The organism is Paraburkholderia xenovorans (assembly GCF_046030735.1).
Lineage (GTDB): Bacteria > Pseudomonadota > Gammaproteobacteria > Burkholderiales > Burkholderiaceae > Paraburkholderia > Paraburkholderia xenovorans_A.
The window spans coordinates 259,721-280,402 of the sequence record NZ_JAQQBV010000001.1 but is presented as its reverse complement, the minus strand read 5'-3'; the positions used below and the strand labels follow the sequence as shown (position 1 = coordinate 280,402).

The window sequence follows — 20,682 nt, the reverse complement described above, 5'->3', positions numbered from 1 at the left end:
ATGACCGATCACATGCAAACGCCGGGATTGCCGGAAGAAAAGCCTGCACAGGGATGTCCGTTTGGACACGGCGGTCATGCTACCGCGGCACCGTCCGCCGATGATTCCGGCGATGGCTGGCACGACGCGCAACTCGATTTTTCGGAATCGATGAGCTACGGCGATTATTTGTCGCTAGGCACGGTGCTCGATGCGCAGCATCCGCTGTCGCCGGATCACAACGAGATGCTGTTCATCATTCAGCATCAGACGAGCGAGTTGTGGATGAAACTCGCGCTGTATGAATTGCAGGCGGCGTTGAAGGCGGTGCATAAGGACGAGTTGCCGCCCGCGTTCAAGATGCTCGCGCGCGTGTCGCGGATACTCGAGCAACTCGTGCAGGCATGGAGCGTTCTCGCAACGATGACGCCTTCCGAGTACACCGCAATGCGGCCTTATCTGGGGAGTTCGTCTGGGTTTCAGTCTTATCAGTATCGGCAGATCGAGTTTCTGCTCGGCAATAAGAATGAACAGATGTTGAAGCCGCATGCGCATCGGGCTGATGTTTTTGCCGAGGTCAAGGCTTCGCTGGAAGCGCCTTCTTTTTATGACGAAGTCGTGCGCCTGTTGTCGCGTCGTGGGTTTGCGATTTCACCGGCAAGATTGGAGCGGGATTGGACGCAACCTACTACTCATGATGCTTCCGTCGAAGCGGCGTGGCTGGAGGTGTATCGCAATCCTTCGCAGCATTGGGACCTGTATGAGATGGCCGAGGAACTCGTCGATCTTGAAGATGCGTTTCGGCAGTGGCGATTCAGACACGTGACCACCGTCGAGCGGATTATCGGATTCAAGCAGGGTACGGGCGGGACCAGCGGCGCGCCTTATCTGCGCAAGATGCTGGACGTGGTTCTGTTTCCCGAGCTTTGGCATGTGAGGACGATGCTTTAGGCGCTTTGGGCGCTTTGGGCTTTACGATGCCGGCGTGCAATGCGTCGGCATCCGAAATATCTTTGTGTACCGGGTTGGGCACTTGCCGATCTGCATGTGACGCCGACGAGATCCCGGCCGTCAATCTTCGGTTAAGTTCAAAACCACGTAAGGCATTTCTGATCACGCGTCAGGAATATCAGCGTGAGCATGAGGCCATAGCGCCAGCCTGTGTAATCGCCGCGCGATGAAGCCAATTCGATAGTCTTTTCGGAATTTTCGCCCCCTCAAAAAACTCATTCTCCTTAAAAGTCTTTACGCCGACACAAGCGTAATGAACAACTAAAGGGAGAAAAATGACTTCAAGGAAATCTCAAAACGGCGCAGCCGGCGTGCTGATCCGTTTCCTTGCCGCATTCGCGTTATTGCTGGTCGCGTTCGGCACCAACGCAAAAGACTGTTTCGAGCTCTACTCGGACTCCGGCGCAACGCCGGGCTCAAAAACCTGTCGACTGGATGTAGTCGGTAATACGCCCGGCGGGATGGCGAATTACGCGAGGGCGTCCTGCTGTCCGCAGGCTACGCGGTGGGTGGTGGCAAAGCTACAGTAAAAATTCGCTTGGGCGGAAAATGATCAATCGACAAAAAAGCAACTTCTTGTACAACCTGGAAGATTTCATGCAGCTATGGAATCGGGCTAATGCAGCGGTTCAAACACTGGCTGAATCGGCGCGAACTCAGCCAACCCTTTATTTTGATTCCATCGATATCTCGACCCCAACGTTTTTCTTCTTTATTCGCGCGCTCCTGGCGTTCGAGCACGCGGATACCTTCACGGTACTGGCCCTGCGCCCAGATCCGTTCACCTATTTCCATCATCATTTTCAAAAATATCCGGCCTTCCATGTTGGCCCTGAGCACAGCGTCGACGACTACTTTGCATTTCTTAACGCCGACCCCGGTGACAGCTTGGCGGATGCATTGGCTAGCAATGCGCAACGTTACGCAATTCTGCCGACCAACGGTAGCTGGTTCGTTTACGGAAACTGGAGCAAGGAAATGAGCGCCCTAATCGGACCGGCGGATGTTCTCAAGTTCAGTCGAGAACACTATCCATTCTTCCTCTACCCCGGACCAAATTTCCGGATAGTTGACTGAATCTCACGATACGCGCGACCGTCGACCGAACTACCAGGAAGCGGTCGACAAATATTCTTGACCGACGTTTTGAGGGAAGAACACCACCGGAACCACAGTGTGCGAATTCTCAATTTCGATCGGTCCCATCACTGATTATTTCTCGCAAAACGCTAACAGGGCCTGACGAAGGGCCGCCCTGTTTGACGCTGAATTCTTAAACAATGAACCAACTCGATTACATACACGACTTCTCCCAGTTCACGGCGCTGTGGGATCGTGCGAAGACCAGTGTGCAACGGCTTACGGATATACCCGTCGCCGAACTGCTCTACTTCGATCCAATTGACATTGCGACGCCGAAGTTCTTTGACCTGGTACAGACATTACTTATTTTTCAAGGTGCCGCCGACTTTGCAACCTTGATCTTAAAGCCCGACCCCGTCACGTACTTTCACCATCACTTTGGCAAATACCCCGGCTTCATTCACGGACGAACGAATACTTACGTCGAGTTCTTCGACTTCATGATGCAAGACCCCGGAGACAGTCTGGCCGACGCACTAGGGGTGAATCACGAGCATTACGTGATCATGCCGATCGACGGTGAATGGATTGCATTCGGCGATCGTTCATGGGAGGTCGGTGTGTTGCACGGGCCGTCGGACGTGATGGAATGCGCACGCGAGTTCTATCCGTTTTTTATCAAGCCGCCGAGCGGATTCCGCGTCGAGCCGTGAACGCGACCATCAAAATCCGGTTGGTGAAATGAGCAACATTAACTTCATCCAGAATCGCGACACCTTCATTGCGCTTTGGCAGCGTGCATGTGCGTGCAAGCAACAATTGCCGATGACTCCAGTCACGGAGTTGCTCCACTTTGACTCCTCAAACATCGGGATAGAGCGGTTCCGTGACCTGATCCGCAGCATCGCATCTTTCAATGGAAATGGAGATTTCGCTGTAATCGTCTTGCACCCCGATCCATTCAACTACTTCCATTTTCATTTTGGCAAGTACTCGGGATTCATTGTCACAGCCGGTCACGACGACGACGCCTTCTTTGAAATCCTGATGAAGGACCCTGGAGGCAGTCCGGCCGACGCGATCGGCTTCTATTCCGAGCAATATGTCGTGTTACCAATCATAGGTGAATGGTTCATGTATGCCGATCGGGACTGGGACGGTGGAACAGGTGTGCTATCTGGACCCGCAGATGTCATGGCTTTCGCACGAGAGTCATTCGCTTTCTACGAGAATCCCGATCAGGGAAATCCCGAGTGTCCGACCTTCGACTAAGAAAATGCTCGGCCGAACGTTACGGCCGATAGTGAAATGGAAAAACAGATCTACATCGACGACCCTATTGCGTTTGACAGTCTGTGGTCACGCGCAACTGCCGGCATGCACACACTCCAGCAGCATGCCCCACATGAACTTGTCTATTTCGACTCAGCGATCGTGACGACCCGCCACTTTTATCGATTCGTCAGGGAACTGCTTTGCTTCACCGACACAGCAACAGATAGCTTTGCTTTCGTAGGTTTGCGCCCGGACCCGTTCGGATACTTTTTCAGTCACTTCTCCAAGTTCCCTGCGATCGTCTTTCAACCGGAGGACGATGAAATGGACTATTGCACGAAGCTGCAAACTGACCCCGGCGGTAGCCCGGCCGATGCGCTCGCTTTCAACACCTGGGCTTATGTGGTTATGCCTCAAGCGGGTGGGTGGATAGCCTATGGAGACGATTCGAAGGAAACGGCTGCCTTCGCCTCGTCACATGAAGCCACCGCATTTGCTCGCGCAACGCTAACCCGCGACCTCGTGCACGTCGCTCCCGGTTTCAAACTTATCGACTAGCAATCCACTACATAACAAACCAAAGAACATGAGCACCATCGACTTCATTCACGATCGTTCCGACTTCCTGTCTCTGTGGACGCGCGCTACAACTGAAGTAAAAAATCTGGGTACAGTTCCGTCGACGGACCTGTTGTACTTCGACACCATCGATCTTCAGACCCAGAAATTTTTCGACCTGATCCGCCACTTGCTGGCGTTCAAGGGAACGGGCGACTTTGCCACACTGGTCCTGAAGCCCGATCCGTTCGACTACTTCAATTTCCATTTCGGCAAGTACCCCGGCTTCATTCACCGCGCCGTATACCCCCCATCAACCGGCAAACTCACCCCACTAACCATCGAAGCCGCATCGCTCAACAAAAACATGATCGGCGCCGCGACCTCCACCGGCTCCGCGAATCGCCGCAACGGAATCGCCTGCAACGCAGGATCGCGCTTCACAGGATCGCTCCACGCCATCACGGCCATCGGCGTCAACGTCACTGTCGGGTTGACGCTATTCACGCGAATCCCAAACGGCCCCAGCTCAATACACAACGCGCGCGTCACCGCATCCAACGCCGCCTTCGAAGCCGAATAACTCAAATGATCATCAAGCGCGACTAGCCCGGCCTGACTCGAAACATTCACGATGCTCCCCGCACGTTTCGCCTGAATCATCCCCCGCGCCACATGCTTCGCGACCAACACCGCCCCGCGCGCATTCACCGCCATCACACGATCGAAACTGGCAGCAGTCGTGTCCACCGCACGCTCGAGCAACGCGATCCCCGCGCAATTCACCAGCCCATCGAATGGTTCGAGCAATGCCAGCGCATCGTCGATGGCGGCCTCATCGCCCACATCGAGCACCAAAGGCTCACACCCGGTCTCTTCAGCCAACCGCGCAAGCTCGGCAACGTTACGTGCCGCCGCGACCACATTCGCGCCGGCAGTACACAGCGCCTCCACCGTCGCGCGCCCTATTCCACTCGACGCCCCCGTCACCAGAATCGAGCGCCCGGAAAAATCGAAAGTAGCGTTCATGACGATTGCAACCGATGCATGACCGGCTTCAACGCCGGATACAGATCCCGATAAACGCCAAAGCGCTGCTCATACAACGCCATACGCGCCGCGTCCGGCTGCGCGCGCTCGACCAGCGTCACCCAGCCGCCCTGCGCTTCTTCACGCGAAACCAGTCCGACGCCGACACCCGCCAGCAACGCCGCCCCCATCGCCGCCTCCACGTCCTGTTCGATCGTATACACCGGATACCCGGTCACATCGGCGATGATCTGCATCCACAAATCCGAATGCGCGGCACCGCCCACTACGATCAATTTGTCGTCGAGTGATTGCGCGCCCTTTCGTCCCGCCTCGATGTTGTGCTGCAAAGCAAACGACACACCTTCCAACACCGCCCGATACAAATGCGCGCGCGTATGGAACAGACTCAACCCGATAAACGCGCCGCTCGCTTTCGCATCCCACACCGGACTGCGCTCGCCCATCAGATACGGCAGGAACAGCACGCCGTCCGACCCCGCCGGAATCTGTGAAGCACTCTCCTCCAGCAACCGATGCGGATCGCCATGCGGCGTCGCGCGCGCTGCCTCGATCTCGGCGTGGCAGAACTGCTCGCGATACCACGTCACCGAAGCACCCGCAGTAATCGCCCCGCCGAACACATAGATATCGCGCTGGCTATTGAACACATGCGGCATGCTGATCAAACCATGACGCGCGTCGACAGTCTGGTTGATATAGCCCCAGCACATGCTCGTGCCGATCATCGCGACGTGTTGTCCGGCACGCGTGACGCCCGCGGCGAACGTCGCCATCGCCGCATCCACGCCGCCCGCGACGATCGCAGTGCCCGCTTCCAGCCCGAGCTGTCCGGTCCACTGCGACAACAATCCACCCACTACATCCGACGATTCCACCAGCCGCTCCGGCATCATCGTCGCGGGAATGCCGAGCATGTCGAGCGCTTCGTCGGACCAGTCGCGTTTAGCGATATCGTAGATACCGCCGATATTCCCCGCTGAACTGTGATCGACCGCGACTTCGCCGGTCAGCATGTAGATCACGTAAGCATTCGGCGGCAGAAAGTAACGCGTATTGGCCCACACGTCCGGTTCACGATCGCGCAGCCACAGCATCTTCGTATAGCCGTAGTAGCTGTCCACGCCGTTGCCGGTGATCGCATAAAGACGGTCGAGATCGACGTTGCCGCGCACCCACTCGACCTGATCGGTCGCGCGGCGATCCATCCAGATCAGACACGGATAGAGCGGCCGCATTTCGCTGTCGACGGGAATGCCCGATCCGCCATACAGGCTGCTTACGCATACCGCCTTGATCGACTTCGCCGCGACGCCGGCCTCCTTGCCTTTCGCGACGCACGCGGCCACGCATTCCACCACCGCCTTGAACCACACGGCCGGCCATTGTTCGGCCCACAACGGCTTAGGCGTATCCGGCTGATAGCTCGACGCGTGTTGCGCGACGATCGCGCCATGCTGATCGACCAGCAGCGCCTTCGTGCTCTGCGTGCCGATATCGACGCCGATGACGTAGTCCATACAGTCTCCGTTTATTTGCCGCTCGTACTCGGCCAATCAGCCGCGCGGCTTCAACAATACCTTGATCGAATCGAGCGAATTCGCAACCTTGATCGCTTCGTCCCACTCTTCCAGCGAAAAGCCGTGCGTGACGATGCCTTTAGACGTCACCAGCCCGCGCGCCAGCAGATCGATCGCGATCGGATAACAGTATGGCCCGAGATGCGCGCCACGTACATCGAGTTCCTTGCGGTCGCCGATCACGGACCAGTCGAGCGTCGTATCCGCGCCGAACACGGAGAACTCGACAAAGCGTCCAAGCTTGCGAATCAGGTCCATGCCCTGATTGACGCCGATCGGCGCGCCGGTGGTTTCGATGTAGACGTCGCAACCATAACCGTCGGTCAGCGAATGGATGATCGCAAGCGCATCGTCCTGTTTCGGATTGATCGTTATATCCGCACCGTATTCGCGAGCCAGTGCGAGACGCTCTTCGACTAGATCGATCACCACCAGCTTCTTCGGCGTCTTCAGATGCGCGACTTGCGTCATCATCAAACCGAGCGGCCCGGCGCCCGCAATCACCACGACATCGTCGAGTTGCAGTTCGCCGCGATTCACCGTGTGGATCGCGCAGGCCAACGGCTCGATGATCGCCGCATCTTCCAGCGAAATCCCGTCAGGGATCTTGTGGACGATCGCGGTCGGCGGAATGCGCATGTACTCGGCCATCCCGCCATCGGCAACTTCCCGCTGAAAGCCGAAGATGTTGTGTACTTCGCACATCCAGTACTGACCGGATTTGCAATAGCGGCACTTGCCGCACGGCACGATCTGTTCAGCAATCACGCGATCGCCGATCTTCACGCCGAAGTGGTCTGCCGCGCCCTCGCCGATTTCTTCGACGAATCCAAAGAACTCGTGCCCCGGAATCACCGGTGCCTTGACCCAGGGACTCGGGCCGCCCCAGAACATTTTCGCGCCCGAATGACATTTGCAATCGCTCGCGCAGATTCCGCACGCGGCGATGCGGATCACCAGTTCGTGAGTCCGAGCTTTCGGCTTCGATACCTGCTCGACGCGATAATCTTTCGGTGCATGGCAGACGATCGCCGTCATATCCTGCCGACCGGATTGATTGGCTTGAGTAGTTTGAGTCATTGCATGGTCCTGCTTGAAAAGAGGAGTCAGTGGAGAGAGTTACTTTCTGCGGTCGCGGCTGATGTAAATTGCGAGCAAGATGATTCCGCCCTTGATCACGTTCTGCACATACGGATTCACGCCGACCATGTTCAGGCCGTTGTTCAGCACGCCAAGCAGCAGCGCACCGATCAGCGTGCCGATGATCGAGCCGCGCCCGCCGGAAATCGAAGTGCCGCCCATCACCACGGCAGCGATGGCGTCGAGTTCGAAGCCGACGCCCGCATTCGGCTGGCCGCTCATCAAACGCGCGGTGAGCACGATCGCGGCAAACGCGGAGGTCAAGCCGGCGATCGTGTAGACGATCAGCTTCACACGCGCCACACGCACACCGGAAAGACGCGTCGCCTGTTCATTGCCGCCGATCGCGTACACATAGCGGCCGAACGGCATGCGCTCGAGCAGCACCCACGCGATCACGTAGATCACCGCCATGATCACGACGGGCGCCTGCACGCCGAGAATCTTGCCGCTGCCGAAGAAGCTGACCCAGTCCGGCAAACCGTCGATCGGGTAGCCGCCCGTGTAGATCAGCGCGAGGCCGCGTGCGATTCCCATCGTCGCGAGCGTGACGATGATCGGCGGCATCCCGGCGAACGCGACGAAGAACCCATTAGCCGCGCCGAAACCCAAACCGACCGCGATGCCCACCGCCAACGCGGCAACCGCGTTCATGCCGGCGACCATCAAACCAGCGGCAAGCGTGCCGGCCAAAGCCATCACCGATCCCACCGACAGATCGATGCCGCCGGTCAGAATCACGCACGTCATGCCGACCGCGATGATCGCGTTGATGGACACCTGACGCAGTACGTTCTCGATGTTCGCGCCGGAAAGAAAGCTGTCGCTCGCGAACACCATCACGATGCAAACCACCAGCAAGCCGATGAACGGATAGAACAGCGTCGAGCGTTTCAATGCGGCCCACGTGAAGCGAACCGGAGCGCCGGGGGTATCGCTGCTGACCGTGGACGGTTCAGGCGATGAAGAAGGATTAGGCGTGTTCATGACTGGCTCCACGAGTGCCGGCTGTTGCATAGGTCATCACGGCGTTCGAGTCGATCTCGTCGCCTTCGAGCATCGCTTCGATGCGGCCCTGCCGGAACACGGCGACGCGGTCGCACATACCGACGATTTCCGGCAGTTCGGACGAGATCATGATGATCGAGTAGCCGCGCGCGGTGAGTTCACGCATCAGCAAATAGATTTCCGCTTTCGCGCCGACGTCGATGCCGCGCGTCGGTTCGTCGAAGATCAGGATGTTGGTGTGATGATTCAGCCAGCGCGCGATCACCACTTTCTGCTGATTGCCGCCCGACAGCGTGGCGACTTCGGTGTGCATCGTCGGCGCCTTCACGCCGACGCGCTTCATGATGTCGGCGGTCGCGCGCGCTTCGCTGCGCTGGTCGATGAAAAAACGCAGCGAGCGATACTTGCCGAGGTTGTTGATCGAGATGTTCTGCTTGATCGAGAAATCGGTGATCAGGCCTTCGGTCTTGCGGCTTTCCGGCAGGATGCCAACCCCGGCGCGCAACGCATCGGCGGGATCGGAGAGCTTCGCGGCCGCACCGTCGATGCGAATCTCCTTTACGTATGCCGGATCCGCGCCGATCACCGCGAGCGCGGTTTCCGTGCGCCCCGAGCCGACCAGTCCCGCAAAGCCGAGAATCTCGCCTTCGCGCAGGTTGAATTTCAGCATCGGGCTGTCTTTCAGCAATTGCAATTTGTCGACTTCGAGCACGACTTTCGCATCGGCGCGCAACGGCGGCTTCGGCGGAAAACTGTTTTCGATGCGACGGCCCACCATCATTTCAACGAGGCGGCTCACATCCGATTGCGCGACCTCGGTCATGCCCACGTACTGGCCATCGCGCAACACGGTAATGCGGTCGCACACTTCGAAGATCTCTTCCAGATGGTGCGAGATGAAAATCATCGCGACACCCTGGGTCTTCAGATCGCGCATGATCGCGAACAGATGCCCGGCTTCGGCGGGCGTGAGCGTCGCGGTCGGCTCATCCAGAATCAGAATGCGCGCCTCCAGCGACAACGCCTTGCCGATCTCCACGAATTGCTGCTGCGCAACCGACAACTCGCGAATCGGCACCGACAGATCGATCGCCACGCCGAGCCGCTGAAAAATCGCCGCCGCCGCGCGCCGCATCTTGCCGCGCTCCAGCAGACCCAAGCCGCTCTTCATCTCACGGCCGAGAAAGATGTTCTCCACCGCATTCAAATACGGAATCAGGCTGAACTCCTGAAACACGATGCCGACGCCCGCCGCCACCGCGTCGTGATAGTTCGTGAAGTGCCGCGTTTCGCCTGCGATCGTGATCGTGCCTACGTCCGGCTGATAAATACCGCACAGGATTTTCATCAGCGTGGATTTGCCCGCGCCGTTTTCACCGAGTAGCGCGTGAATCTCTCCGCGCGCGATTTCCAGATGAATGCCTTGCAGCGCTTTCACACCGGGAAAACTTTTGGTGATGTTGTCGAGCTTGAGTATCGTGTCCATCGGGTCCTCCTCTGCTGCCTGCCGTCGTATTCAAAGAAGCACGACGGCAGGCATTCGGCTTACCAGCTGAAACCCTTGGCGTTGCTCTTGTCGATCATCTTCACATCGACAGGAATGGCTTTCGGCACATTGGCGCCCCACTTCTTCGCCAACGCAATGCCGAGCGCGATCCGCACCTGATCGGCCGGGAATTGCGCGGAGGTTTCGATGAACTTCGAATTCGGCTTCTGGATCGCGGCGATCGCTTCCGGCGCACCGTCGACGCTGGTCAGTTTGATGTCCTTGCCCGACGATTCGATCGCCGACAGCGCGCCCATCGAGCCGCCGTCGTTCACGCTGAACACGCCCTTCAGATTCGGATGCGCCTGAATCATGTTCTCGGTCACGGACAAAGCGGTCGCACGTTCCTGCTTGCCGTTCTGCGTATCCACGAGCTTGATGCCTGGCACTTTTGCGAGCGCCGCCTTGCAACCGCGCACGCGTTCGAGAATCGGCACGACTGGAATGCCGTCGAGAATCGCCACTTCGCCGCTGCCGCCGATCGACTTCGCCAGATACTCGCAGGCCATTTCACCCGCGTCGTAATTCTTCGAGCCCACGAACGAATCGACCGGACCGTTCGCGTTCGCATCCACGGCCACGACCACCACGCCCGCTTTCTTCGCCGATGTCACCGCCGATTGAATACCCGTCGAGTCGGTCGGATTCACGAGCAGGATGTCGATCTTCTTCTGCAGCATGTCTTCGACGTCGCTGACCTGCTTGCTGACGTCATGATGCGCATCGGTGACGACCACCGTCGCGCCGATCGACGCAGCCGCGTCGTTCAGCGCTTTTTGCATCGTCACGAAATACGGGTTGTTCAACTCCTGGAACGTCATGCCGATTTTCAGCGGCGCGGCTTGCGCGGCCGGCGCGGCGATCAGCGACACACCGACGGCGAGCGTCGCGAATGCGGTGGCGCTGCGCGTGAAGATCTTCGAAAAGGATTGCGTCATGGTTGTCTCCATTTTTTAAAGAATAAGCACGTCCCTCGCGCTGTGCGAGACAGCGCGATGCGTGTAAAACCAGGGCTGAAATGAAACGCTTCGGTCGGAAGCGTGTGAAACGCTACGTCGGTGCGCTACGCGATTGATACGCAGCAGCGGCGCTGCGCGGCAAACCTGGCAAACCTGACGCGAGCACGATGCCAGGCACACCGTCGATGCCCACGCCACGCGCGGCCGCTTCTTCGGACGCATCGCGGCTCGCGTCGTTCAGTTGCTGGTAATGGCGAAACTTCGAGGGCGCCATCCCTTTGACCGCGAGGAACTGCCGGTTGAAATTGGACAGGTTGTTGAAGCCCGACTTGAAACAGATGTCGGTGACGCTCAGGTCGTCGTCGGTCAGCAACTGACACGCGAGATTGATCCGCATGCGATTCACGTACTGCACGAACGGCAACCCCGTATGACGGCGAAAGTAACGCGAGAACGCACTGACGCTTTGTCCCGCGAGTTGCGCCAGATCCGATTCGCGCAATTCGTTGGCGAGGTTCTTGCCGATATACGACAGCACGTGATTGATGCGGGTCGACGCGAAGCCGGTCGAATCGGCCTGATACGCTGGGCTCGCGAGCGTCTCGCGGTCTTCGGCGCTCATCAGCGTTTCGAGCATCGACATGAACAGCACGAGCCGGCGCAGTCCGCGTGCGTTCAGCAATTCGAGGAACAGCGGCTTGATCGCGGCGCTGGTTTGCGCGCCGAACGACACGCCGCGGCGCGAATCCGCGAGCAACGCTTCGACCTGGCGCCACTCCGGAAAGCGGTCGAGGCAACCGGACACGAAGTCCTGACCGAACTGCACGACCAGATTGCGCTGCGCGATGATCTCGCCGTCCGGCACTTCGCTCACCCAGTTATGCGGCAGGTTCGGGCCCATCAACACCAGGTTGCCCGGCGCGAAGTTGCTGATATGGTCGCCGACGAACATCTTGCCGCTCGTCGCGACGATCAGATGAATTTCGTATTCCGGGTGAAAGTGCCAGCGCACCGTGCGATACGGATAGCCGTGCGACCACACTTTGAACGATTCGTCACGGCGTACGGCCACGAGCTCGAGATCGGGTTGCACTGTCTTCCTCCATGAAGCGGCTCGCCGGAAGGCGCCCGCTGATCTTCGTCTTGTATAGCGAAAAGTAGTCCTCATCCGCGCCCCGCACCACTAAAAATGAAACCGCGGACCGATACTTTTTTGCATTCGGGTTAGTCCTGGCGCGGCAAAAGTCAAATTTGTTGCAACGCAAAAGAGCGGACATCGCGCGTCCCGACGCGTCCCACAACGCATCGGCGCGCAACAAGTCTTGCTGCGAGTCCGCTCACGCCGCGCTGCGCCACGAAAAGCCGCGCGCGCCGCCTTGACATTCGATTCCGCGGGTACGATCATTCGCTCACAGACAGAGCAAATGCTCCACCTCAGAAAAAACGCACGCTCCGAGCGCTGCGATTCAGGACATTCAGGAGACGCAAATGAACAGCGGGCAAGGCAGCGGCGCGGCCGCACACGTGATCCTGCACATCGGCGCGGGATCGTTTCATCGCGCGCATCAGGCGTGGTATCTGCATCGGCTGAACGAAGCGAAAGTGCCCGGCGAGCCGCACTGGTCGCTGACGGTCGGCAATATCCGTAGCGACATGAACGCGGTGCTCGACGCGCTGGCCGCGCAAAACGGCGTCTACACGCTCGAAACCGTCACGCCGCAAGGTGAGCGCGCGTACGAGACGATCCGCTCGATCGAGCGCGTGGTGCCGTGGACCGAAAGCCTCGATGCGCTGATCGAAGCGGGCGCCGATCCGGCCTGCAAGATCATCTCGTTCACCGTCACCGAAGGCGGTTATTACCTCGACGACGAAGACGAGCTCGACACGGCCAATGCCGATCTCGCGGCCGATCTGAACGGCGGTCACACGACGATCTACGGCGCGCTCGCGGCGATTCTGGACGCGCGAATGAAGCGCGGCGCGGGACCGGTCACGCTGCAAACCTGCGACAACCTGCGCAGCAACGGCGAGCGCTTTCATGCAGGCATGAGCGAGTTTCTGGAGCGGCGCGGCGCGAACGATCTGGCCCAATGGTTCGACGACAACACCGCATGCCCGAGTTCGATGGTCGACCGCATCACGCCGCGCCCCACGCCGGACGTGCGCGAACGCGTGAAGGCCGCGACCGGCGTCGACGATCGATGCCCGGTGATGGGCGAGGCGTTCATCCAGTGGGTGATCGAAGACGACTTCATCGCCGGCCGTCCCGCGTGGGAAAAGGCCGGCGCGGAACTGGTCGACTCGGTGATGCCGTACGAGGAAGCCAAGATCCGCATTCTCAACGCGACGCATAGCTGTATCGCGTGGGCCGGCACGCTGGTCGGGCTGAACTACATCCACGAAGGCACGCTCGACAAAGACATCAACCGGTTCGCGTTCGATTACGTGAGCGAAGACGTGATTCCGTGCCTCACGCCGAGTCCGCTCGATCTCGAACGCTATCGCGACGTGGTGCTCGAGCGCTTCGGCAATCCGTACATCCAGGACACGAATCAGCGCGTCGCGGCGGACGGCTTTTCGAAGCTGCCCGGCTTCATCGCGCCGACGCTCTCCGAATGCTTCGAGCGCGGCGTGACGCCGGGCGCTACCGCAATGCTGCCCGCGCTGTTCTTCCGCTTCCTCGAACGCTGGCACACGGGCAAGCTGCCGTACGCGTATCAGGACGGCGTGATGGACGAGCGCGTCGCGCACGGTTTCTTCGCCGCAGCCGATCCGCTGCAAGTCTTCGCAGCCGACCGGCTGCTGTGGGGCAGCATGGCGCAGACGCCGGAACTGGAATCGGCGCTGGCCGGCGCGTTGGCGCGCGTCGACGTGTGGCTCGCCAAACGCGGCGCGGCCTGAACCGGCACGGCGCTCACGAAAGGCGCGGCGCTCGCTGCCGCGTCCCGAAGCGCCACACCTCTATCCGGCCACGGTGCCAGGCTTAATGCGCATGGCACCGCGCGCCATGTGCGGCTAAAGTAGCGCATCCCTATCGACGAAGGTTTCGCGCCCATGTATCTCGGCATCGACCTCGGCACGTCCGAAGTGAAAGTCCTGCTGCTCGCGTCCGACGGACGCGTGATCGGCACCGCAGGCTCCCCGTTTACCGTTTCGCGCCCGCATCAGCGCTGGGCCGAACAGAATCCCGAAGACTGGTGGGCGGGCACGCGCACGGCGCTCGCCACGTTGCGCGCGAGGCACCCGGACGAGTTCGCGCAGATTCGCGGCATCGGGCTGTCCGGTCAGATGCACGGCGCCGTGCTGCTCGACGCCGAAGACCGCGTGCTGCGTCCCGCGATCCTGTGGAACGACATGCGCAGCGACAAGGAATGCGCGGAGTTGACCGAGCGCGCGCCGGATCTGCACACCGTCGCCGGCAATCTGGCGATGCCGGGTTTCACCGCGCCGAAGTTGCTGTGGGTCGCGCGCCATGAACCCGAGATCTTTGCGCAGACCGCCTGTGTGCTGCTACCGAAGGATTATCTGCGGCTGCAACTGACGGGCGGCAAGGTGTCCGATCCGTCGGATGCGGCGGGCACGCTGTGGCTCGACGTCGCCAAACGCGACTGGTCCAATTCGCTGCTCGCTGCCTGCAACATGACGCGCGCGCAAATGCCGAGCCTCTGCGAAGGCAGCGAGCCGTCCGGCACGCTGCTGCCCGACGTGGCGCGCGAATTCGGTTTGCGCGACGGCGTGATCGTCGCGGCCGGCGGCGGCGACAACGCGACGAGCGCGATCGGTATCGGCGCGGTGCAGCCGGGCGACGGCTTCGTGTCGCTCGGCACGTCCGGCGTGTTGTGCGTGATCGGCGACAGCTTCCGGCCGAATCCCGCGTCCGCGGTGCATGCGTTCTGCCACGCGATTCCCGATCGCTGGCATCAGATGAGCGTGGTGTTGTCGGCGGCGAGCTGCCTGCGTTGGGTCTGCAAGCTCACGTCCACCGACGAGCCCACGTTGCTCGCCGAAGTCGAAGCGCTCGCGCCCGACGCGCTCGCTACCGCGCCGCTCTTTCTGCCGTATCTGTCGGGCGAACGCACGCCGCACAACGACCCGTACGCGCAGGGCGTGTTCTTCGGCATGAATCACGCGACGGACCGCGCATTGCTCGGCTACGCGGTGCTCGAAGGCGTGACGCTCGCGCTCACCGACGGCCTCGACGCGTTGCGCGCGGCCGGCACCGAAGCGAAAGCGCTGTCGCTGCTGGGCGGCGGCGCGCGCAGCGACTACTGGGGCCAACTGCTGGCCGACGCGCTCGACACCACCACCTGCAAGCACGGCGGCGGCGAAACCGGCGCGGCGCTGGGCGCGGCGCGTCTGGGCTGGCTCGCGGCCGGCGGCGACCCCGCCACGGTGCTCGCCAAGGCGCCGGTGGTCAAAGCATTCACGCCGAACCCGCAACGGCACGCGGAATTGCGCCGCCGGCTCGACGCGTATCGCGCGCTGTATCGCCACGTGCGGCCGCTGTTCGACCCGGCGCGCGAGCCGCTCGCCTGACCGGCCAACCGCCGCCGGTGGCCGTCGAGACGCGGACACCGGCTGCTATCATCGGCGCACTTTCAGCGAACCGTCACCGTGCCCAAGTCCACAGAAAAATTAGACCTCGCCACCCGCGCCGCGTGGCTTTACTACGTTGCCGGCAATACCCAGAACGAGATCGCCGAAAAACTGCAGGTGTCGCGCCCGGTCGCGCAACGGCTGGTGGCCTTCGCGGTCGAGAAGAATCTGATCCGCGTGCGCGTCGATCACAAACTGGCCGACTGCCTCGCGCTCGCCGATCAGTTGTCCAAACGCTATGGTCTTTCGATGTGCGAAGTCGTGCCGATCGACGGCGACAACGCCGACGAAGTCGACCGCAAACTGGCGGTGGCGGGCGCGCAGGTGATGGAGCGTTATCTCGGCGAAGAAAAGCCGATGGTGGTCGCCGTAAGCAGCGGCCGGACGCTGAAGGCCGCGGTCGATCAGATCGCGCAGCTGGAGCGTCCGCAGCACCGGTTGGTATCGATGGTTGGGGCGATCGCCCAGGACGGCTCCTCGAACCGCTATGACGTCGCGCTGCACATTTCCGAGAAGACCGGCGGCAAGCATTTTCTGCTGCCCGCGCCGTTGCTCGCCGATAGCGAAGCCGAGCGCGCGCAGTGGTGCAATCACCGGCTGTACAGGATCGTCGAATCGTTGTCGGCCGAGGCGGATGTCGCGTTTGTCGGGATCGGCAATATCGGACCGAAATGTCCGCTGCACGAAGACGGCTTTATTACTTCGGCGGAGGTGAAGGAGTTGATGCACAACGGCGCAGTGGCCGAAATGCTCGGTCTGCCGATCGACTCCGCCGGCGCGCACGTCGAATCGCCGACCGGCCGCCGCGTCACCAGCATCGCGCTCGATTCGCCGCCGCGCCGGCCGACCATCGGTTTTGCGGGCGGCGCGCGCAAACGTGAAGCGCTGATCGCGGTGCTCAAAGGCGGCTGGCTGTCGGGACTGGTGACCGACGAGTTGTGCGCGCGGGCGGCGCTGGAGGTCTGAAGGGAGAAAGCGGCGCGCGCCGCTTTCTCATCACGTCATCACGTCATCACGCAGCCAGCACTTCAACGATCTTGCGCTGGAACGCCTTACCATCGGCGTCGAACAGATGGCAATGATCCGGGCTCGCGCCGAGCTTCTGCATCTCGCCCTTCGCGTGCCGTTCGAGCGGCGGAATCCGCGCGATCAGTCCATCGGGCGACACGCTCGATTCCGCGTACAGATACGCGGCGTCGCCGAGCGATTCGAGCGCCATCGTGCGCGCCGAAATGCCGTCTTCCGTCGTGCCCACATGCAGATGTTCGGGACGAATGCCCACGGTCACCTTGTCGCCCTGCTTCACCGCACCCGGCTCCACCGCGACGCGCTGCGTCTCGCCGGTTTCGTAGCGCACCGTGACGCCGTCGTGCGTGACCGACTGCACCACGCCTTCCATGAAGTTCATTTTCGGCGAGCCGATGAAACCCGCGACGAAGCGATTCGCCGGCGCGTGATACAGCATCGTCGGGCTACCCACCTGCTCGACGTTACCCGCCGACAGCACCACGATCTTGTCGGCGAGCGTCATCGCCTCGACCTGATCGTGGGTCACGTAGATCATCGTGGTCTTCAGTTCGTCGTGCAGACGCGCGAACTCGAGGCGCATCTTCACGCGCAGGGCGGCGTCGAGATTCGACAGCGGTTCGTCGAACAGGAACACCTTCGGCTTGCGTGTGATCGCGCGGCCGATCGCCACGCGCTGACGCTGGCCGCCGGACAGTTGCTTCGGCTTGCGATCGAGCAGATGGTCGATGTGCAGGATCTTCGCCGCGTTGCGCACGGCGGCGTCGATTTCCGGCTTTTTGGTGCCGGCCAGTTTGAGGCCGAACGCCATGTTGTCGTATAGCGTCATGTGCGGATACAGCGCGTACGACTGGAACACCATCGCGATGCCGCGCTTGGCGGGCGGCACGTCGTTCACACGCGTGCCGTCGATGGTCAGGTCGCCGCCGCTGATGTCTTCGAGGCCGGCGATCATCCGCATCAGCGTCGATTTACCGCAACCGCTCGGGCCCACGAACACGACGAACTCGCCATCGAGAATGTCGAGATTGATGTCGCGCATCACTTCGTTGTCGTCGTAAGCCTTTCTGATGTTGCGCAGAGTTACGCTTGCCATGATGTGTCTCCGTTAATGCTCTTGCTGCGTTAATTCGTTATCCCAATGTCGCGTGGCCCGGTGGCCACGCTTACGGCGCGGCCGCCGTCGTGCTGAGCGTCCATTGCGCGACCAGTTCGGGCAGTTGCTCCATGTCGTCGAACACGTGACGCGCGCCGGCTGCATGCAGCTTGTCGATCTGCGCATCGCTCGCATGACCGCCGCCGATGAAGCCCAGCACCGTCATTCCCGCCGCGGTCGCGGCGGTGACGCCGGTCACGCTGTCTTCCACCACGAGGCACGCCGACGGCGCGAAGCCGAGGCCCGCCGCGGCCGCGAGGTAAACGTCCGGCGCGGGCTTCGGATTCGGCACCGAGTCTGCGGTGAACAGGCGGTCGCCGAAAAACCTCACGAGCCCGGTGCGCGCCAGCACGCTTTCCACATACGGCCGGAAGCTGTTGCTCGCGCATGCTTTGATCAACGGCACCTGAGCGAGCGCCGTCTCGATCCCTTCGACCGCCGGCGCCTGCATCGCCGCCGCCTCCACGGCGCGACGGATCGCGTCGATGTCCGCGACCGAAAGGCTCTTGCCGAGCCGCGACGCAGTGCCTTGCAACACCGCCTCGATGCGCAGGCCGAGCAGCGGCAGCACCACCGGTTCGACATCGGCGCCGGGCCAGCGCGCTTCGAGTTCGTGCACCAGCATGCGCGCCGCCACGGCTTCGCTGTCGATCAGCACGCCGTCGCAATCGCAGATCAGCGCGAAATGACTCACACCCGTGCCGGCGCTCGTACCCGCTGTCCGACTCGCCGTCATTTGACCGCCCCGAAAGTCAGGCCGCGCACCAGTTGCTTCTGCGACAGCCAGCCGACGATCAGGATCGGCGCGACCGCGAGCAGTGACGCCGCGGACAGCTTCGCCCAGAACAACCCTTCAGGACTCGAATACGACGCGATGAACACGGTCAGCGGCGCGGCGTTCGAACTCGACAGGTTGATGCTCCAGAACGCTTCGTTCCACGACAGGATCACGAGCAGCAGCGCGGTCGATGCGAGTCCGGGCAGCGACATCGGCATCAGCAGATAGACGATTTCCTGCCACGTCACCGCGCCGTCGATCCGTCCGGCTTCGAGAATGTCGCGCGGAATTTCGGCGAAGTACGTGAACGACATCCATACCGCAATCGGCAGATTGATCAGCGTGTAGACGATCACCAGACCCGACACCGAATCCAGCAGCCCCGTGTTCTTCCACAGCAGATAGATCGGCACCAGCACGCCGACCGACGGCATCATCTTCGTCGACAGCATCCACAGCAGCACTTTCTGCGTGCGGCGCGTCGGGAAGAACGCCATCGCGTAGGCGGCCGGCACGGCGAGCAGCAGACACAGCACCGTCACGCCCACCGAGATCAGGATCGAATTCCACGCGAACGCGAAGTAGTTGCTGCGCGCGAACACCTCACGGAAGCTGTCGAGCGTCGGCACGAAAAACAGCGACGACGAATAGGCCTGCTGTTCGGTCTTGAACGCGGTGATCGTCATCCAGAAGATCGGGAAGAACAGCAGCAACGCGACGAGCCAGGCGATCACGCCGGGAATGCCGCGGCGAATCGCGGCGAACGGCGACTTGGCCGGCACGGTCATCGGCGTCGTGCCCGACGCCGGAGTAGACGCAACGTGGCTCATTTTTCGTACTCCCCTTTCAGGTTCTTCGCGAGCATCCGCACGAGGAAGAACGACACGATGTTGGCCAGGACGACAGCCAGAATGCCGCCCGCCGAAGCGAGACCGACGTCGAACTGTTGCAGGCCCAGCGAATAGATCAGGTACGACAGATTGGTGGTCGCGGTGCCCGGACCGCCGCCGGTCGTCGTATAGATTTCGGCGAAGATCGACAGCAGGAAAATCGTCTCCATCATCACCACCACCGCGATCGCCCGCTTCAGGTGAGGCAGCGTGATGTAGAAGAACATCGAGAACGGACCCGCGCCGTCGATGCGCGCCGCTTCCTTCTGCTCCTGATCGAGCGACTGGATCGCGGTGAACAGAATCAGGAACGCGAACGGCAACCATTGCCACGCGACGATCATGATCACCGCCGTGAGCGGATAGTCGGCGAACCAGTCGATCGGTTGCATGCCCATCGCGCGCATACCGCTCGCGATCAGGCCATACACCGGATGCAGGATCATGTTCTTCCAGATCAGCGCGCTGACGGTCGGCATCACGAAGAACGGCGCGATCGCAAGCAGCCGCGCGACGCCCTGGCCGTAGAACTTGCGGTCGAACAGAATCGCCATCAGCACGCCGCCGACCACCGTGATCACCAGCACCGAGATGATCAACTGGAGCGTGTGTCCGATCGATGGGCCGAACGACGGATCGGTGGCGAGGTATTTGTAGTTGTCGAAACCGGCGAAACCTTTGAGGTCCGGGTTCAACAGGTTGTAGCGCGAGAACGAAAACCAGATCGTCATCGCGAGTGGGATCGCCATCCACAGCACCAGTACGGCGACCGATGGCGAGACTAGCCAGCGGGCGGAATTGGCTTTGCGGACTTCGCGTTCTTTCTCGGTCTGGGGATGGGCATGCATGAGGGGCAGGCGTAGAGGACGCATGATTGACCACCTGTTCGTAATGCGCGGGACGCGGCGTTCGCCACTGCGGCTGTCGCTGCAGTGGCTGCTGCCGTTGCCGGCGACGCGACCGCTTGCGCGGCCACGCCGGCACGACCCGCTGTGCTGCGTGAGCCGGCTGACGGGCGTCAGCCGGCGCGTTTCACGTTACGTCACA

At 61.0% G+C, this 20,682-nt stretch carries 21 protein-coding genes; 9 read left to right on the top strand and 12 right to left on the bottom strand.

The window, feature by feature from the left end; genetic code table 11:
- The 6 genes from kynA to PQQ51_RS01270 all read left to right on the top strand — a co-directional run bounded on the left by kynA (position 1) and on the right by PQQ51_RS01270 (position 3,906).
- Positions 1 to 930, top strand: a complete 930-nt coding sequence (kynA, locus tag PQQ51_RS01295; RefSeq protein WP_408494119.1) for a tryptophan 2,3-dioxygenase — start codon at positions 1 to 3, stop codon at positions 928 to 930.
- Between the two features lie 335 nt (positions 931 to 1,265).
- Positions 1,266 to 1,520, top strand: coding sequence for a hypothetical protein (locus PQQ51_RS01290; RefSeq protein WP_408494117.1), 255 nt, complete (start codon positions 1,266 to 1,268; stop codon positions 1,518 to 1,520).
- Positions 1,521 to 1,587: 67 nt separating this feature from the next.
- Positions 1,588 to 2,067 (top strand): hypothetical protein, encoded by a 480-nt coding sequence (locus PQQ51_RS01285; RefSeq protein ID WP_408494115.1) that lies wholly within the window; start codon positions 1,588 to 1,590, stop codon positions 2,065 to 2,067.
- Positions 2,068 to 2,270: 203 nt separating this feature from the next.
- Entirely contained in the window at positions 2,271 to 2,786 is a 516-nt protein-coding gene (locus tag PQQ51_RS01280) for a hypothetical protein (protein ID WP_408494113.1), read from the top strand.
- Between the two features lie 28 nt (positions 2,787 to 2,814).
- Positions 2,815 to 3,345 carry a hypothetical protein gene (locus tag PQQ51_RS01275; protein WP_408494111.1) on the top strand — a complete coding sequence of 177 codons (531 nt, stop codon included), beginning with the start codon at positions 2,815 to 2,817 and terminating at the stop codon, positions 3,343 to 3,345.
- A gap of 36 nt (positions 3,346 to 3,381) precedes the next feature.
- Positions 3,382 to 3,906: a hypothetical protein gene (locus PQQ51_RS01270; protein WP_408494109.1), complete on the top strand. Its 525-nt coding sequence runs from the start codon at positions 3,382 to 3,384 to the stop codon at positions 3,904 to 3,906.
- Positions 3,907 to 3,913: 7 nt separating this feature from the next.
- Here PQQ51_RS01270 and PQQ51_RS01265 read toward each other — a convergent pair whose 3' ends face one another.
- From PQQ51_RS01265 to PQQ51_RS01230, 8 genes are all read right to left on the bottom strand, one after another.
- A complete protein-coding gene (locus PQQ51_RS01265; RefSeq protein ID WP_408494107.1) occupies positions 3,914 to 4,201 on the bottom strand; it encodes a hypothetical protein in 288 nt (95 codons plus the stop codon).
- The gene (locus PQQ51_RS01260) at positions 4,198 to 4,935 is read right to left on the bottom strand and encodes an SDR family oxidoreductase (RefSeq protein ID WP_408494105.1); all 738 of its coding nucleotides are present in this window, start codon (positions 4,933 to 4,935) and stop codon (positions 4,198 to 4,200) included. Before PQQ51_RS01260 ends, PQQ51_RS01265 begins: the two co-directional genes overlap by 4 nt.
- The gene (locus PQQ51_RS01255) at positions 4,932 to 6,476 is read right to left on the bottom strand and encodes an FGGY-family carbohydrate kinase (RefSeq protein WP_408494103.1); all 1,545 of its coding nucleotides are present in this window, start codon (positions 6,474 to 6,476) and stop codon (positions 4,932 to 4,934) included. Before PQQ51_RS01255 ends, PQQ51_RS01260 begins: the two co-directional genes overlap by 4 nt.
- 36 nt (positions 6,477 to 6,512) lie before the next feature.
- Positions 6,513 to 7,616: an alcohol dehydrogenase catalytic domain-containing protein gene (locus tag PQQ51_RS01250; RefSeq protein WP_408494101.1), complete on the bottom strand. Its 1,104-nt coding sequence runs from the start codon at positions 7,614 to 7,616 to the stop codon at positions 6,513 to 6,515.
- A 39-nt stretch (positions 7,617 to 7,655) separates the two neighbouring features.
- Positions 7,656 to 8,663: an ABC transporter permease gene (locus PQQ51_RS01245; RefSeq protein ID WP_408494099.1), complete on the bottom strand. Its 1,008-nt coding sequence runs from the start codon at positions 8,661 to 8,663 to the stop codon at positions 7,656 to 7,658.
- Positions 8,650 to 10,170, bottom strand: a complete 1,521-nt coding sequence (locus PQQ51_RS01240; RefSeq protein ID WP_408494097.1) for a sugar ABC transporter ATP-binding protein — start codon at positions 10,168 to 10,170, stop codon at positions 8,650 to 8,652. The genes PQQ51_RS01245 and PQQ51_RS01240 overlap by 14 nt, the downstream gene beginning before the upstream one ends.
- A 59-nt stretch (positions 10,171 to 10,229) precedes the next feature.
- Positions 10,230 to 11,168: an ABC transporter substrate-binding protein gene (locus tag PQQ51_RS01235; RefSeq protein WP_408494095.1), complete on the bottom strand. Its 939-nt coding sequence runs from the start codon at positions 11,166 to 11,168 to the stop codon at positions 10,230 to 10,232.
- Positions 11,169 to 11,280: 112 nt separating this feature from the next.
- Positions 11,281 to 12,282: an AraC family transcriptional regulator gene (locus tag PQQ51_RS01230; RefSeq protein WP_408494093.1), complete on the bottom strand. Its 1,002-nt coding sequence runs from the start codon at positions 12,280 to 12,282 to the stop codon at positions 11,281 to 11,283.
- A 395-nt stretch (positions 12,283 to 12,677) separates the two neighbouring features.
- Here PQQ51_RS01230 and dalD point away from each other — a divergent pair, with 395 nt between their 5' ends.
- From dalD to PQQ51_RS01215, 3 genes are all read left to right on the top strand, one after another.
- Entirely contained in the window at positions 12,678 to 14,090 is a 1,413-nt protein-coding gene (gene dalD, locus PQQ51_RS01225; protein WP_408494091.1) for a D-arabinitol 4-dehydrogenase, read from the top strand.
- Positions 14,091 to 14,243: 153 nt separating this feature from the next.
- The gene (xylB, locus tag PQQ51_RS01220; protein WP_408494089.1) at positions 14,244 to 15,725 is read left to right on the top strand and encodes a xylulokinase; all 1,482 of its coding nucleotides are present in this window, start codon (positions 14,244 to 14,246) and stop codon (positions 15,723 to 15,725) included.
- A 78-nt stretch (positions 15,726 to 15,803) separates the two neighbouring features.
- Complete coding sequence (locus tag PQQ51_RS01215; RefSeq protein ID WP_408494087.1) at positions 15,804 to 16,751, top strand: sugar-binding transcriptional regulator; 948 nt, start codon at positions 15,804 to 15,806, stop codon at positions 16,749 to 16,751.
- Between the two features lie 46 nt (positions 16,752 to 16,797).
- Here the strand turns inward: PQQ51_RS01215 and PQQ51_RS01210 are convergent, their stop codons facing one another.
- The 4 genes from PQQ51_RS01210 to PQQ51_RS01195 form a co-directional block, all read right to left on the bottom strand.
- A complete protein-coding gene (locus PQQ51_RS01210; RefSeq protein WP_408494085.1) occupies positions 16,798 to 17,907 on the bottom strand; it encodes an ABC transporter ATP-binding protein in 1,110 nt (369 codons plus the stop codon).
- Between the two features lie 70 nt (positions 17,908 to 17,977).
- Positions 17,978 to 18,703 (bottom strand): HAD family hydrolase, encoded by a 726-nt coding sequence (locus PQQ51_RS01205; RefSeq protein WP_408494083.1) that lies wholly within the window; start codon positions 18,701 to 18,703, stop codon positions 17,978 to 17,980.
- On the bottom strand, positions 18,700 to 19,533 hold the full coding sequence (locus PQQ51_RS01200) for a carbohydrate ABC transporter permease (RefSeq protein WP_408494289.1): 834 nt from the start codon (positions 19,531 to 19,533) through the stop codon (positions 18,700 to 18,702). Before PQQ51_RS01200 ends, PQQ51_RS01205 begins: the two co-directional genes overlap by 4 nt.
- Before the next feature lie 38 nt (positions 19,534 to 19,571).
- On the bottom strand, positions 19,572 to 20,507 hold the full coding sequence (locus PQQ51_RS01195) for a carbohydrate ABC transporter permease (protein WP_408494081.1): 936 nt from the start codon (positions 20,505 to 20,507) through the stop codon (positions 19,572 to 19,574).
- Positions 20,508 to 20,682: the final 175 nt, after the last annotated feature.

What these genes read in the sequence shown, in the direction of transcription:
- PQQ51_RS01275 (WP_408494111.1), top strand. Translation starts at nt 2,815, where the DNA reads ATGAGCAACATTAACTTCATCCAGAATCGCGACACCTTCATTGCGCTT.
- PQQ51_RS01245 (WP_408494099.1), bottom strand. Translation starts at nt 8,663, where the DNA reads ATGAACACGCCTAATCCTTCTTCATCGCCTGAACCGTCCACGGTCAGC.
- PQQ51_RS01210 (WP_408494085.1), bottom strand. Translation starts at nt 17,907, where the DNA reads ATGGCAAGCGTAACTCTGCGCAACATCAGAAAGGCTTACGACGACAAC.
- PQQ51_RS01255 (WP_408494103.1), bottom strand. Translation starts at nt 6,476, where the DNA reads ATGGACTACGTCATCGGCGTCGATATCGGCACGCAGAGCACGAAGGCG.
- xylB (WP_408494089.1), top strand. Translation starts at nt 14,244, where the DNA reads ATGTATCTCGGCATCGACCTCGGCACGTCCGAAGTGAAAGTCCTGCTG.
- PQQ51_RS01240 (WP_408494097.1), bottom strand. Translation starts at nt 10,170, where the DNA reads ATGGACACGATACTCAAGCTCGACAACATCACCAAAAGTTTTCCCGGT.
- PQQ51_RS01270 (WP_408494109.1), top strand. Translation starts at nt 3,382, where the DNA reads ATGGAAAAACAGATCTACATCGACGACCCTATTGCGTTTGACAGTCTG.
- PQQ51_RS01285 (WP_408494115.1), top strand. Translation starts at nt 1,588, where the DNA reads ATGCAGCTATGGAATCGGGCTAATGCAGCGGTTCAAACACTGGCTGAA.
- PQQ51_RS01260 (WP_408494105.1), bottom strand. Translation starts at nt 4,935, where the DNA reads ATGAACGCTACTTTCGATTTTTCCGGGCGCTCGATTCTGGTGACGGGG.
- kynA (WP_408494119.1), top strand. Translation starts at nt 1, where the DNA reads ATGACCGATCACATGCAAACGCCGGGATTGCCGGAAGAAAAGCCTGCA.
- PQQ51_RS01205 (WP_408494083.1), bottom strand. Translation starts at nt 18,703, where the DNA reads ATGACGGCGAGTCGGACAGCGGGTACGAGCGCCGGCACGGGTGTGAGT.
- PQQ51_RS01235 (WP_408494095.1), bottom strand. Translation starts at nt 11,168, where the DNA reads ATGACGCAATCCTTTTCGAAGATCTTCACGCGCAGCGCCACCGCATTC.
- dalD (WP_408494091.1), top strand. Translation starts at nt 12,678, where the DNA reads ATGAACAGCGGGCAAGGCAGCGGCGCGGCCGCACACGTGATCCTGCAC.
- PQQ51_RS01290 (WP_408494117.1), top strand. Translation starts at nt 1,266, where the DNA reads ATGACTTCAAGGAAATCTCAAAACGGCGCAGCCGGCGTGCTGATCCGT.
- PQQ51_RS01200 (WP_408494289.1), bottom strand. Translation starts at nt 19,533, where the DNA reads ATGACCGTGCCGGCCAAGTCGCCGTTCGCCGCGATTCGCCGCGGCATT.
- PQQ51_RS01280 (WP_408494113.1), top strand. Translation starts at nt 2,271, where the DNA reads ATGAACCAACTCGATTACATACACGACTTCTCCCAGTTCACGGCGCTG.
- PQQ51_RS01250 (WP_408494101.1), bottom strand. Translation starts at nt 7,616, where the DNA reads ATGACTCAAACTACTCAAGCCAATCAATCCGGTCGGCAGGATATGACG.
- PQQ51_RS01195 (WP_408494081.1), bottom strand. Translation starts at nt 20,507, where the DNA reads ATGCGTCCTCTACGCCTGCCCCTCATGCATGCCCATCCCCAGACCGAG.